The organism is Serratia sp. AS12, assembly GCF_000214195.1.
GTDB classification, from domain to species: domain Bacteria; phylum Pseudomonadota; class Gammaproteobacteria; order Enterobacterales; family Enterobacteriaceae; genus Serratia; species Serratia plymuthica.
Genome location: NC_015566.1, coordinates 902,646 through 915,850 on the forward strand (window position 1 = coordinate 902,646; position 13,205 = coordinate 915,850).

General features: G+C 52.4%; 7 protein-coding genes, 2 tRNA genes, 3 rRNA genes and 1 pseudogene. 12 read left to right on the forward strand and 1 reads right to left on the reverse strand.

The annotated features are described in order from the left end of the window. Positions 1–18: 18 nt before the first annotated feature. The 8 genes from rluD (at position 19) to SERAS12_RS04160 (ending at position 10,274) form a co-directional block, all read left to right on the forward strand. Positions 19–996 (forward strand): 23S rRNA pseudouridine(1911/1915/1917) synthase RluD, encoded by a 978-nt coding sequence (rluD, locus tag SERAS12_RS04125; RefSeq protein WP_004950391.1) that lies wholly within the window; start codon positions 19–21, stop codon positions 994–996. Further along, a complete protein-coding gene (yfiH, locus tag SERAS12_RS04130) occupies positions 996–1,727 on the forward strand; it encodes a purine nucleoside phosphorylase YfiH (RefSeq protein ID WP_013811574.1) in 732 nt (243 codons plus the stop codon). Before rluD ends, yfiH begins: the two co-directional genes overlap by 1 nt. 130 nt (positions 1,728–1,857) lie before the next feature. Further along, positions 1,858–4,431 (forward strand): ATP-dependent chaperone ClpB, encoded by a 2,574-nt coding sequence (gene clpB, locus SERAS12_RS04135; RefSeq protein WP_006323719.1) that lies wholly within the window; start codon positions 1,858–1,860, stop codon positions 4,429–4,431. A 528-nt stretch (positions 4,432–4,959) separates the two neighbouring features. Continuing rightward, a 16S ribosomal RNA gene (locus SERAS12_RS04140) occupies positions 4,960–6,501 on the forward strand. Positions 6,502–6,646: 145 nt separating this feature from the next. After that, a tRNA-Glu gene (locus SERAS12_RS04145) sits at positions 6,647–6,722 on the forward strand. Positions 6,723–6,968: 246 nt separating this feature from the next. Beyond that, a 23S ribosomal RNA gene (locus SERAS12_RS04150) occupies positions 6,969–9,878 on the forward strand. 108 nt (positions 9,879–9,986) lie between these two features. Then, positions 9,987–10,102 (forward strand): 5S ribosomal RNA (gene rrf, locus SERAS12_RS04155). Together the 16S, 23S and 5S rRNA genes with 2 tRNA genes alongside form the textbook arrangement of a ribosomal RNA operon. A 95-nt stretch (positions 10,103–10,197) precedes the next feature. Continuing rightward, positions 10,198–10,274 (forward strand) — tRNA-Asp (locus SERAS12_RS04160). 190 nt (positions 10,275–10,464) lie between these two features. On the opposite strand, the pseudogene SERAS12_RS04165 reads toward SERAS12_RS04160, so the two are convergent. Beyond that, positions 10,465–10,853 (reverse strand): annotated as a pseudogene (locus tag SERAS12_RS04165) (hypothetical protein). Positions 10,854–11,137: 284 nt separating this feature from the next. Between SERAS12_RS04165 and SERAS12_RS04170 the strand changes: the two are divergent. The 4 genes from SERAS12_RS04170 to SERAS12_RS04185 are packed head-to-tail and all read left to right on the forward strand — an operon-like array spanning position 11,138 to position 13,198. Then, positions 11,138–11,854 carry a beta-ketoacyl synthase chain length factor gene (locus SERAS12_RS04170; protein WP_013811575.1) on the forward strand — a complete coding sequence of 239 codons (717 nt, stop codon included), beginning with the start codon at positions 11,138–11,140 and terminating at the stop codon, positions 11,852–11,854. Next, entirely contained in the window at positions 11,854–12,672 is an 819-nt protein-coding gene (locus SERAS12_RS04175) for a 1-acyl-sn-glycerol-3-phosphate acyltransferase (RefSeq protein WP_013811576.1), read from the forward strand. Before SERAS12_RS04170 ends, SERAS12_RS04175 begins: the two co-directional genes overlap by 1 nt. Before the next feature lie 4 nt (positions 12,673–12,676). Beyond that, the gene (locus SERAS12_RS04180) at positions 12,677–12,937 is read left to right on the forward strand and encodes a phosphopantetheine-binding protein (RefSeq protein ID WP_013811577.1); all 261 of its coding nucleotides are present in this window, start codon (positions 12,677–12,679) and stop codon (positions 12,935–12,937) included. Positions 12,938–12,946: 9 nt separating this feature from the next. Further along, positions 12,947–13,198, forward strand: a complete 252-nt coding sequence (locus tag SERAS12_RS04185; RefSeq protein WP_004948952.1) for an acyl carrier protein — start codon at positions 12,947–12,949, stop codon at positions 13,196–13,198. Positions 13,199–13,205 lie beyond the last annotated feature (7 nt).

Consider the following 13,205-nt stretch of genomic DNA (forward strand, 5'->3'; position numbering starts at 1 on the left):
TTAACGAAGAAGCTGCATATGGCACAACAAGTACAACTCACCGCAACGGTGGCCGAATCTCAACTCGGACAACGTTTAGATCAGGCTTTGGCCGAATTGTTCCCTGATTATTCACGATCTCGCATAAAAGAATGGATCCTGGACGATCGGGTACAGGTTAATGGCAAAACGACGAACAAACCGAAAGAGAAAGTGCTGGGGGGAGAGACGGTCGCCATTGATGCCCAGATAGAAGAAGAAGCCCGTTGGGAACCGCAGGATATCGCACTGAATATCGTCTACGAAGACAGTGATATTTTAGTGATCAACAAGCCTCGCGATCTGGTTGTGCACCCTGGCGCCGGTAACCCGGACGGCACGGTGCTCAATGCGCTGCTGCATTACTATCCGGAAATCGCTGACGTGCCGCGTGCCGGTATCGTGCACCGTCTGGACAAAGACACTACAGGCTTGATGGTGGTGGCGAAAACCGTTCCTGCGCAAACCCGCCTGGTCGAGGCGTTGCAGGCGCGTGAAATCACCCGCGAATACGAAGCGGTCGCTATTGGTACCATGACCGCCGGCGGTACCGTTGAAGAGCCGATCTCACGCCACTCCACCAAGCGTACGCATATGGCGGTGCACCCGATGGGCAAACCGGCGGTGACGCATTACCGCATTATGGAGCACTTCCGCGCGCATACCCGTTTGCGTCTGCGTCTGGAAACCGGCCGTACCCATCAGATCCGCGTGCATATGTCCCATATCAATCATCCGCTGGTAGGCGATCAGCTGTACGGTGGCCGCCCACGTCCGCCGAAAGGCGCATCGGAGGCATTTATTGCTACGCTGCGCGGTTTCGATCGCCAGGCGCTGCACGCCACCATGCTGCGTTTGTATCACCCAATCAGCGGTATCCAGATGGAGTGGCATGCGCCGTTGCCGCAGGATATGGTCGATCTGATTAACGCGCTGAAGGTCGATACCGAAGAATTCAAAGATCAGATGAATTGGTAATGGATTCGCTTATTCTGCCTGATTGGCCGTTGCCTGCAGGGGTCAAAGCCTGCAGCACCACACGTGGTGGCGGTATTAGCCTGCCGCCATATGATTCGCTCAACCTCGGCACCCATGTCGGGGATGTTGCGTCTGCGGTAGAGCGTAACCGTGAACGGCTGGTGGGGGGCGTGAGTCTGCCGCAGATGCCGCTTTGGCTGGAGCAGGTTCACGGTACCCGCGTAGTGCGGCTGGATGGACACACCCCAACCGATCTGTGTGCGGATGCGGTTTACAGCAATGTGCCGGGGCAGGTGTGCGCAGTGATGACGGCGGACTGCCTGCCGGTGTTGTTCTGCTCACACGCTGGTGATGAGGTTGCCGCTGCCCACGCCGGTTGGCGCGGGCTTTGCAATGGCGTGCTGGAACAGACTCTGGCGGCATTTGCCGCTGAACCGGGCCACATCAGCACCTGGCTTGGTCCGGCAATCGGCCCGCAGCAGTTTGAAGTGGGGCCAGAGGTTCGTGCCGCATTTATGGCAGTGGATAGCGCCGCGGCGGCCGCTTTTATCCCGCACGGCGATAAGTTCCTGGCAGATATCTACCTGCTGGCTCGCCAGCGCCTGCAGCACGCCGGCGTAAAACTCATCTACGGCGGTGATCGCTGTACGGTTAGCGAAATCAGTCAATTTTTCTCCTATCGACGCGATGGAGTAACCGGACGTATGGCAAGTTTAATCTGGCTGATATAACCTATTGAATTAGGACGGTCCACTGACGCATGACGTTGTACTGATAATATAGTGTCGAAATAACCTTGAAAATTTGAGGGATGACCTCATTTAATCTCCAGTAGCAATTTTGACCTACATTGGAGGTGTTATGCGTCTGGATCGTCTTACCAACAAATTCCAGCTTGCCCTCGCCGATGCCCAATCTTTAGCCCTTGGGCACGACAACCAGTTTATGGAACCGTTACATCTGATGAGCGCTCTGCTCACTCAGGAAGGGGGCACGGTTCGTCCATTATTAACTTCAGCCGGTATCGATAGCGGGCGCGTGCGCACCGAAATCGAACAGGCATTGTCTCGTCTGCCTCAGGTTGAAGGCACTGGTGGTGACGTTCAACCGTCCCATGAACTGGTGCGCGTTCTAAACCTGTGCGACAAGCTGGCGCAAAAGCGGGCGGACAAATTCATTTCTTCCGAACTGTTCGTCCTGGCGGTGCTTGAAGATCGCGGAACCTTGACCGATCTGCTGAAAGCCGCCGGAGCAACAGCCGATAAGATCAGTAAGGCCATTGAGCAAATGCGGGGTGGTGACAGCGTGGAAGATCAGGGTGCTGAAGATCAGCGTCAGGCGTTGAAGAAATACACTATCGATCTGACCGAGCGCGCCGAACAGGGCAAACTTGACCCGGTTATCGGCCGTGACGAAGAGATCCGCCGCACTATTCAGGTGTTGCAACGTCGTACCAAGAATAACCCGGTGCTGATCGGCGAGCCTGGCGTGGGTAAAACCGCGATTGTCGAAGGTCTGGCGCAGCGCATCATTAATGGTGAAGTGCCGGAAGGCCTGAAGCACAAACGCGTGTTGTCCCTCGACATGGGGGCGTTGATCGCCGGGGCTAAATACCGCGGTGAATTTGAAGAGCGACTCAAAGGCGTACTGAGCGATCTGTCAAAACAGGAAGGCAGCGTCATTCTGTTTATCGATGAGTTGCATACCATGGTCGGCGCGGGCAAGGCCGATGGCGCAATGGATGCCGGCAACATGCTTAAACCTGCGCTGGCGCGTGGGGAACTTCACTGTGTTGGCGCGACTACGTTGAACGAGTACCGTCAGTATATAGAGAAGGATGCGGCGCTTGAACGTCGTTTCCAGAAGGTCTATGTGGCTGAGCCGAGCGTCGAAGATACCATTGCTATCCTGCGCGGCTTGAAGGAGCGTTATGAGCTGCACCACCATGTGCAGATCACCGACCCGGCGATAGTTGCTGCGGCCACGCTGTCACACCGCTATATCTCCGATCGTCAGTTGCCGGATAAGGCTATCGATCTGATCGATGAGGCGGCGTCAAGTATCCGTATGCAGATGGACTCCAAACCGGAATCGCTCGACAGGCTGGAACGCCGCATTATTCAGCTCAAACTGGAACAGCAGGCGCTGAACAAAGAGTCGGACGACGCCAGCAAGAAACGCCTGGAAATGCTCAGCAGCGAGCTGGAGCAGAAAGAGCGTGAATATTCAGAATTGGAAGAAGAGTGGAAAGCCGAGAAAGCTTCGCTCTCCGGTACCCAGAATATAAAGGCGGAACTGGAGCAGGCCAAGATCACTCTGGAGCAGGCGCGTCGCGTCGGCGATCTGGGACGCATGTCTGAACTGCAGTATGGCAAGATCCCTGAGTTGGAAAAACAGCTCGCCGCCGCTACGCAGGCCGAAGGCAAAACCATGAAGCTACTGCGTAACCGGGTGACTGACGCGGAAATCGCTGAAGTGCTGGCGCGCGCCACCGGTATCCCGGTAGCCAGAATGTTGGAGGGCGAGCGTGACAAACTGCTGCGTCTGGAGCAGGAGTTGCATTCGCGGGTGATTGGCCAGGATGAAGCGGTCACTGCGGTATCCAATGCGATCCGTCGCAGCCGTGCGGGATTGTCTGACCCTAACCGGCCGATCGGCTCGTTCCTGTTCCTCGGCCCGACCGGGGTGGGTAAAACCGAGCTGTGCAAAGCGTTGGCGTCTTTCCTGTTCGACAGTGACGATGCGATGGTGCGTATCGATATGTCCGAGTTTATGGAGAAACATTCGGTATCGCGGCTGGTGGGCGCACCTCCGGGCTACGTTGGTTATGAAGAGGGCGGTTATCTGACCGAGGCCGTGCGCCGTCGACCTTATTCGGTGATCCTGCTGGATGAAGTGGAGAAAGCTCACCCGGATGTGTTCAACATCCTGCTGCAGGTATTGGATGACGGGCGTCTGACCGATGGTCAGGGTCGTACCGTTGATTTCCGCAATACCGTGGTGATCATGACCTCTAACCTTGGGTCTGACCTGATACAGGAACACTTTGGTCAGATGAACTATGCGCAGATGAAAGAATCGGTTATGGAAATGGTTACCCATCATTTCCGTCCGGAATTCATCAACCGTATAGATGAGGTGGTAGTGTTCCACCCGCTCGGCCAGAAGCATATTGCCGAGATTGCCAAGATTCAGCTGGCGCGTCTGTATAAGCGTCTTGAGGAGCGTGGTTACGAAGTCACCATGACCGAACCGGCATTGGCACTGTTGGGCCAAACCGGCTACGACCCTGTTTATGGCGCACGTCCGTTGAAACGCGCTATCCAGCAGGAAATCGAGAACCCGTTGGCGCAGCAAATTCTTTCCGGCAAGCTGATCCCGGGCAAACTGGTGACGCTGGATGTGGAAAACGAGCATATCGTGGCCAGGCAATAACGGCTATTTAGCGTAATAAACAAAAAGGGAGCGGGATACCGCTCCCTTTTTGTTATCTGTTTTTTGCCGGGCTTGTGGGGTTTGCATCCCCCATAGCCCTAAAATCCCACTTTTTAGGCTAATAAATATCCTAAAAAGCCGTTATTGATTAATGTTTGAGCGCTTGAAAAGTTTTTTGCATTTAGGGGTTGCGGCCTTCTGAGAACTCCCTATAATGCGCCTCCACTGACCGGGAACAACGACTCCTCTAACGAGAACAAGTCGCCAGGTCGGTAAGAGAAAAGCGAAATAAACGCTTGACTCTTCGGGTGAAAAGCGTAATATACGCCACCTCGAGATAGCAAGCTACGGCGGCTAACTCACTGCTCTTTAACAATTTATCAGACAATCTGTGTGGGCACTCCACAAGACGATATCCAGTACCTTCGGGTACGAAAAAATATCAAGTCTTGAAGAGTGACTACTGAAGTAAAATTCATTTAGTAACCTTTGAGCATCGCTTCACGAGTTGAAGCAAATCGAACTTTTAAATTGAAGAGTTTGATCATGGCTCAGATTGAACGCTGGCGGCAGGCCTAACACATGCAAGTCGAGCGGTAGCACAGGAGAGCTTGCTCTCCGGGTGACGAGCGGCGGACGGGTGAGTAATGTCTGGGAAACTGCCTGATGGAGGGGGATAACTACTGGAAACGGTAGCTAATACCGCATAACGTCTACGGACCAAAGTGGGGGACCTTCGGGCCTCACGCCATCAGATGTGCCCAGATGGGATTAGCTAGTAGGTGGGGTAATGGCTCACCTAGGCGACGATCCCTAGCTGGTCTGAGAGGATGACCAGCCACACTGGAACTGAGACACGGTCCAGACTCCTACGGGAGGCAGCAGTGGGGAATATTGCACAATGGGCGCAAGCCTGATGCAGCCATGCCGCGTGTGTGAAGAAGGCCTTAGGGTTGTAAAGCACTTTCAGCGAGGAGGAAGGGTTCAGTGTTAATAGCACTGTACATTGACGTTACTCGCAGAAGAAGCACCGGCTAACTCCGTGCCAGCAGCCGCGGTAATACGGAGGGTGCAAGCGTTAATCGGAATTACTGGGCGTAAAGCGCACGCAGGCGGTTTGTTAAGTCAGATGTGAAATCCCCGCGCTTAACGTGGGAACTGCATTTGAAACTGGCAAGCTAGAGTCTTGTAGAGGGGGGTAGAATTCCAGGTGTAGCGGTGAAATGCGTAGAGATCTGGAGGAATACCGGTGGCGAAGGCGGCCCCCTGGACAAAGACTGACGCTCAGGTGCGAAAGCGTGGGGAGCAAACAGGATTAGATACCCTGGTAGTCCACGCTGTAAACGATGTCGATTTGGAGGTTGTGCCCTTGAGGCGTGGCTTCCGGAGCTAACGCGTTAAATCGACCGCCTGGGGAGTACGGCCGCAAGGTTAAAACTCAAATGAATTGACGGGGGCCCGCACAAGCGGTGGAGCATGTGGTTTAATTCGATGCAACGCGAAGAACCTTACCTACTCTTGACATCCAGAGAATTCGCTAGAGATAGCTTAGTGCCTTCGGGAACTCTGAGACAGGTGCTGCATGGCTGTCGTCAGCTCGTGTTGTGAAATGTTGGGTTAAGTCCCGCAACGAGCGCAACCCTTATCCTTTGTTGCCAGCGATTCGGTCGGGAACTCAAAGGAGACTGCCGGTGATAAACCGGAGGAAGGTGGGGATGACGTCAAGTCATCATGGCCCTTACGAGTAGGGCTACACACGTGCTACAATGGCGTATACAAAGAGAAGCGAACTCGCGAGAGCAAGCGGACCTCATAAAGTACGTCGTAGTCCGGATTGGAGTCTGCAACTCGACTCCATGAAGTCGGAATCGCTAGTAATCGTAGATCAGAATGCTACGGTGAATACGTTCCCGGGCCTTGTACACACCGCCCGTCACACCATGGGAGTGGGTTGCAAAAGAAGTAGGTAGCTTAACCTTCGGGAGGGCGCTTACCACTTTGTGATTCATGACTGGGGTGAAGTCGTAACAAGGTAACCGTAGGGGAACCTGCGGTTGGATCACCTCCTTACCTAATGATATTGATTCGAGTGGCGTGCTCACACAGATTGTCTGATGAAAAAGTAATGAGCAAAAGCGCTACCTGTTGATGTAATGAGTCTCTGACTCATGCTGATACGAACCGATTAAGACGTTCAGTTTAATCGGATTTTCGTGTCCCCATCGTCTAGAGGCCTAGGACACTGCCCTTTCACGGCTGTAACAGGGGTTCGAATCCCCTTGGGGACGCCAATCCGATAATGAGTGAAAGACATTATCACCGGTTAGTCATAACCGAAAAAATCTTAAAGATGACTCTTGCGAGTCGTGTTTAAGATATTGCTCTTTAACAATCTGGAACAAGCTGAAAATTGAAACATGACAGCTGAAACTTATCCCTCCGTAGATGTATTGGGGTAAGGATTAACCTGTCATAGAGTCTCTCAAATAAACAGCACGACAGTGTTTTCTGTTTACAGAAACATCTTCGGGTTGTGAGGTTAAGTGACTAAGCGTACACGGTGGATGCCTAGGCAGTCAGAGGCGATGAAGGGCGTGCTAATCTGCGAAAAGTGTCGGTAAGGTGATATGAACCGTTATAACCGGCAATACCCGAATGGGGAAACCCAGTGCAATTCGTTGCACTATCGTTAAGTGAATACATAGCTTAACGAGGCGAACCGGGGGAACTGAAACATCTAAGTACCCCGAGGAAAAGAAATCAACCGAGATTCCCCCAGTAGCGGCGAGCGAACGGGGAACAGCCCAGAACCTGAATCAGTTTGTGTGTTAGTGGAAGCGTCTGGAAAGTCGCACAGTAAAGGGTGATAGTCCCGTACACTAAAATGCACATTCTGTGAGTTCGATGAGTAGGGCGGGACACGTGACATCCTGTCTGAATATGGGGGGACCATCCTCCAAGGCTAAATACTCCTGACTGACCGATAGTGAACCAGTACCGTGAGGGAAAGGCGAAAAGAACCCCGGCGAGGGGAGTGAAATAGAACCTGAAACCGTGTACGTACAAGCAGTGGGAGCCTACTTTGTTGGGTGACTGCGTACCTTTTGTATAATGGGTCAGCGACTTATATTTTGTAGCAAGGTTAACCGTATAGGGGAGCCGTAGGGAAACCGAGTCTTAACTGGGCGAATAGTTGCAAGGTATAGACCCGAAACCCGGTGATCTAGCCATGGGCAGGTTGAAGGTTGGGTAACACTAACTGGAGGACCGAACCGACTAATGTTGAAAAATTAGCGGATGACTTGTGGCTGGGGGTGAAAGGCCAATCAAACCGGGAGATAGCTGGTTCTCCCCGAAAGCTATTTAGGTAGCGCCTCGTGAACTCATCTTCGGGGGTAGAGCACTGTTTCGGCTAGGGGGCCATCCCGGCTTACCAAACCGATGCAAACTCCGAATACCGAAGAATGTTATCACGGGAGACACACGGCGGGTGCTAACGTCCGTCGTGAAGAGGGAAACAACCCAGACCGCCAGCTAAGGTCCCAAAGTCATGGTTAAGTGGGAAACGATGTGGGAAGGCATAGACAGCCAGGATGTTGGCTTAGAAGCAGCCATCATTTAAAGAAAGCGTAATAGCTCACTGGTCGAGTCGGCCTGCGCGGAAGATGTAACGGGGCTAAACCATGCACCGAAGCTGCGGCAGCGACGCTTAGGCGTTGTTGGGTAGGGGAGCGTTCTGTAAGCCGTTGAAGGTGGCCTGTGAGGGTTGCTGGAGGTATCAGAAGTGCGAATGCTGACATAAGTAACGATAAAGCGGGTGAAAAACCCGCTCGCCGGAAGACCAAGGGTTCCTGTCCAACGTTAATCGGGGCAGGGTGAGTCGACCCCTAAGGCGAGGCCGAAAGGCGTAGTCGATGGGAAACAGGTTAATATTCCTGTACTCGGTGTTACTGCGAAGGGGGGACGGAGAAGGCTAGGCTAGCCGGGCGACGGTTGTCCCGGTTTAAGCGTGTAGGGGGAGAGAATTGGTAAATCCGTTCTCTTATTCAACCCTGAGGCGTGATGACGATGCACTACGGTGCAGAAGTAGTTGATGCCAAGCTTCCAGGAAAAGCCTCTAAGCATCAGGTAACACAGAATCGTACCCCAAACCGACACAGGTGGTCAGGTAGAGAATACCAAGGCGCTTGAGAGAACTCGGGTGAAGGAACTAGGCAAAATGGTGCCGTAACTTCGGGAGAAGGCACGCTGGCGCGTAGGTGAAGAGACTTGCTCTCGGAGCCGAAGCCAGTCGCAGATACCAGCTGGCTGCAACTGTTTAATAAAAACACAGCACTGTGCAAACACGAAAGTGGACGTATACGGTGTGACGCCTGCCCGGTGCTGGAAGGTTAATTGATGGGGTCAGCCGCAAGGCGAAGCTCTTGATCGAAGCCCCAGTAAACGGCGGCCGTAACTATAACGGTCCTAAGGTAGCGAAATTCCTTGTCGGGTAAGTTCCGACCTGCACGAATGGCGTAATGATGGCCAGGCTGTCTCCACCCGAGACTCAGTGAAATTGAACTCGCTGTGAAGATGCAGTGTACCCGCGGCAAGACGGAAAGACCCCGTGAACCTTTACTATAGCTTGACACTGAACATTGAGCCTTGATGTGTAGGATAGGTGGGAGGCTTTGAAGCGTGGACGCCAGTCTGCGTGGAGCCAACCTTGAAATACCACCCTTTAATGTTTGATGTTCTAACTCGGCCCCGTAATCCGGGGTGAGGACAGTGTCTGGTGGGTAGTTTGACTGGGGCGGTCTCCTCCCAAAGAGTAACGGAGGAGCACGAAGGTTAGCTAATCACGGTCGGACATCGTGAGGTTAGTGCAAAGGCATAAGCTAGCTTGACTGCGAGAGTGACGGCTCGAGCAGGTACGAAAGTAGGTCTTAGTGATCCGGTGGTTCTGAATGGAAGGGCCATCGCTCAACGGATAAAAGGTACTCCGGGGATAACAGGCTGATACCGCCCAAGAGTTCATATCGACGGCGGTGTTTGGCACCTCGATGTCGGCTCATCACATCCTGGGGCTGAAGTAGGTCCCAAGGGTATGGCTGTTCGCCATTTAAAGTGGTACGCGAGCTGGGTTTAGAACGTCGTGAGACAGTTCGGTCCCTATCTGCCGTGGGCGTTGGAAGATTGAGAGGGGTTGCTCCTAGTACGAGAGGACCGGAGTGAACGCACCACTGGTGTTCGGGTTGTCATGCCAATGGCATTGCCCGGTAGCTAAGTGCGGAAAAGATAAGCGCTGAAAGCATCTAAGCGCGAAACTTGCCTCGAGATGAGTCTTCCCTGGGCCTTTAAGGCCCCTGAAGGAACGTTTAAGACTAAGACGTTGATAGGCTGGGTGTGTAAGTGCAGCGATGCATTGAGCTAACCAGTACTAATGATCCGTGAGGCTTAACCTTACAACACCGAAGGTGTTTTAGAGAGATTGGTGTAGATTTTCAGCGAAGTTCCGAGATTGGTTTCAATGGCGACACGAGAGTGAAGCGGTTGGAATGAAACAGAATTTGCCTGGCGGCAATAGCGCGGTGGTCCCACCTGACCCCATGCCGAACTCAGAAGTGAAACGCCGTAGCGCCGATGGTAGTGTGGGGTCTCCCCATGCGAGAGTAGGACACTGCCAGGCATCAAATAAACGTTATCAGCATGACATCTGGTAATGAGCAGGATCGCCAAGCGCGGTTTTGCCTGCATCGAAAGGTGCAACGTAAAAGAATCGGTGGAGCGGTAGTTCAGTTGGTTAGAATACCTGCCTGTCACGCAGGGGGTCGCGGGTTCGAGCCCCGTCCGTTCCGCCACTTATTGATAAGCCCTGAGTCTATGACTCAGGGCTTTTTCATATTGAAAATTTGTCATGATTGAAATATCGTGCGTATTTTATGCGGTGAAAGGCTGTTATTGATAAATAATTGTCTGAATTTAACGTCAACATAAAGAATAATATACCCGACATCATTACTTTTGCCGGGTGATGTACCTTGAAGAAGGTTATTTAATATTTTGCCGTGCCAGTTCTAACTGAATATCCTTATTCAGGTTAGCCACCCAGCGATTGTAATTTGAATGAATCTTGCCCTCTTTGGCATCCATATTGTGCTTCCCACATACCTAATCTGGTAACGATTCGTACTGTAAGTAATACGGATGTCGGCGCCGTAGCCGCGCAACAATATTTTGCCATCGATAACGCCTTCACTGACCGGGTTGATGATCCAGCCACGGTTAAGCCCGGCGTAGAGAATAGCCTGACGCACCTGAACTTCGCTGTGGCTACCGGCAACGCTTTGATTGATGTTTTGCACGGGAGCGGTACCTGCACAGCCGCTAGCCAGAACGGCGACGAATACGCCAGCTAAAATGCGTGTTAACGGTTTCATACTCTTTTCCCTGAGTGATAGTAAATAATAAATACATTAGCTATTGGAATGTTTTAGACGAGACATCCCCTTCATTAAGATACTAACAAGAACCATTGTCGATAAATATGGATGATTTTTATCGTGATAGTTTTACGTCGCTTAATTCTCTCTAGGTTATGTCTATAACTAAGCTTAATCATTTAATCGAGTATTCCGAGCAAAAATAAGAATTTTGCGCATGCATTATTGGGTTAAATATAATAAATTTACGCACGGAATTTTTCTGACCTGTAATAGCATTAATGGCGGGCGGCATGAATATACTCAGTTGGTGGGCGATGGCTCCCGATCGTGGAACGCGTGAAGCATGGCGCCAGTGGGCTACAGATACTCATCTTGCCGCTGAATACCAAGGTGCGTTACCCGCATGTTCCCATATCCCCATGATGTCGCTACGGCGGATGAGTGTTGGAACGCGGTTGGCCGTCGAGAGCGGGCTGATCTTATTAAACGACCATCAGGCGGATATGGCGATTTTTACCAGTCGTCATGGTGAGCTGGAGCGCACGCACAAAATTCTTCAGCATCTGCATCAGGAACAGCCATTGTCACCCACAGATTTTGCCATGTCGGTGCACAATACCGCGGCGGGGTGGTTGACCATTACGGCGAAGAATACCTTACCGACCACTTCACTGGCTGCCGGTGAAGACAGCTTTCAACAGGGAATGATTGAAGCCCAGGCCGTGTTGGCCACCGGCAGTGCCGAGCGGGTGTTATTAATTGATTTTGACGGTATCGTGCCGGAGGTTTACCAACCTTTCATCCCGGCGAATCCCTTCCCCTATGCAGTCGCGCTGCTGCTCGAAAGCGGCGATTCATTGAATTGTCGTGTGGTAACGCCTGGGCCGGATCTCCGTAAGGAACCGCAGAGCCTGTCGTTTTTGCGTGGCTGGCTTGGCGCAGATAAAGAATTCATGGTGCCTGGCCCGCAGCACTGTTGGATGTGGGAGCGCTGATGGCCAGGGTTATACCTGCTGAACACATCCCCAAGCAATCCTCATGGGTGAACCGTTGCTGGCGGGTTATCGCCACCGGTTTGTGTTTTTCGCTTTTCGGCCTCGGGGGGCTGTTGCTGTCCGGCATCTGGTTTAACCTGATGCGTCTGGCAGTCCGCGATCCTGCGCGCCGCAGCCAACTGACGCAGAATTCAATCCGAAACAGCTTTCGCTTCTTTCTGGCGACTACCCGGTTTTTTGGCGTACTGGATTATCGTTTCGACGGTGCCGAGCGCCTCAAAGAGGATCGCGGTTGTCTGGTGATCGCCAACCATCCCAGCCTGCTGGATTATGTGCTGCTGGCTTCGCGCATGCCGCGCTGCGACTGCATCGTTAAAGAGGCCCTGCTGAATAATGTGTTTGTCAGCGGTGTGATAAAGGCGGCAGGTTACCTGGCCAATGCGGAGTCGGATCGTTTGCTGGAACAATGCCGGCAACGCCTGGCTAGCGGCGGTACTATCCTGATCTTCCCTGAAGGGACACGCACCTCGCCAGGCAAGGCACTCAGGCTACAGCGAGGGGCGGCAAATATAGCGCTGCGCAGCCAGTGTGACATTCGGGTGGTACAGATTCACTGTCGCCCGCCCATGCTGACGAAACAGGGCAAATGGTATAACATTCCGCCGATAAAACCTCAGTTCCATATCACCGTTCAGGATAAGATCGAAACCCGTACCTTTATTCGTGCGGATGACGTTTCTCCCGCCCTTGCGGCAAGAAGATTAACCCAGCATTTAACTGACGCTTTACAGTCAGACTCTATAAATAATGAGAAATAGTGGAATGAATTTATTGAGCACCGAAATCAAGCAATTGATCATTGATACGCTCAATCTTGAAGGTATGACGCCGGAGGAGATTGATGCCGAAGCACCGCTGTTTGGCGAGGGACTGGGCCTGGATTCGATTGATGCGTTGGAATTGGGCCTGGCATTAAAGAACCGTTATGGCGTGGTGCTGTCAGCTGAAAGCGAAGACATGCGCCAACATTTTTATTCCGTGGAAACGCTGGTGAAGTTTGTTTCTGCACTGCGTAGCAAATAAGAGGTTTTCATGGATAAGCAAGCTATTTACCTGCAAATTCAGGCACTGCTGGTCAAACTGTTTGAACTGGATGCTGATGATATTAAACCGGAATCTCGCCTTTACGAAGAGCTGGAGCTGGACAGCATTGATGCGGTAGATCTGGTGGTGCATCTGCAGAAAACCACCGGCAAGAAGATTAAGCCGGAAATGTTCAAGTCGGTGCGCACCGTGCAGGACGTGGTTGACGCTATCGATGAACTGCTGAAATCAGACAGTTAACGCCGCG

Bases quoted from the DNA above. Each gene is read 5' to 3' on its own strand.
- SERAS12_RS04185 (WP_004948952.1), top strand. From the start codon at position 12,947: ATGGATAAGCAAGCTATTTACCTGCAAATTCAGGCACTGCTGGTCAAA.
- SERAS12_RS04175 (WP_013811576.1), top strand. From the start codon at position 11,854: ATGGCCAGGGTTATACCTGCTGAACACATCCCCAAGCAATCCTCATGG.
- clpB (WP_006323719.1), top strand. From the start codon at position 1,858: ATGCGTCTGGATCGTCTTACCAACAAATTCCAGCTTGCCCTCGCCGAT.
- SERAS12_RS04170 (WP_013811575.1), top strand. From the start codon at position 11,138: ATGGCGGGCGGCATGAATATACTCAGTTGGTGGGCGATGGCTCCCGAT.
- yfiH (WP_013811574.1), top strand. From the start codon at position 996: ATGGATTCGCTTATTCTGCCTGATTGGCCGTTGCCTGCAGGGGTCAAA.
- rluD (WP_004950391.1), top strand. From the start codon at position 19: ATGGCACAACAAGTACAACTCACCGCAACGGTGGCCGAATCTCAACTC.
- SERAS12_RS04180 (WP_013811577.1), top strand. From the start codon at position 12,677: ATGAATTTATTGAGCACCGAAATCAAGCAATTGATCATTGATACGCTC.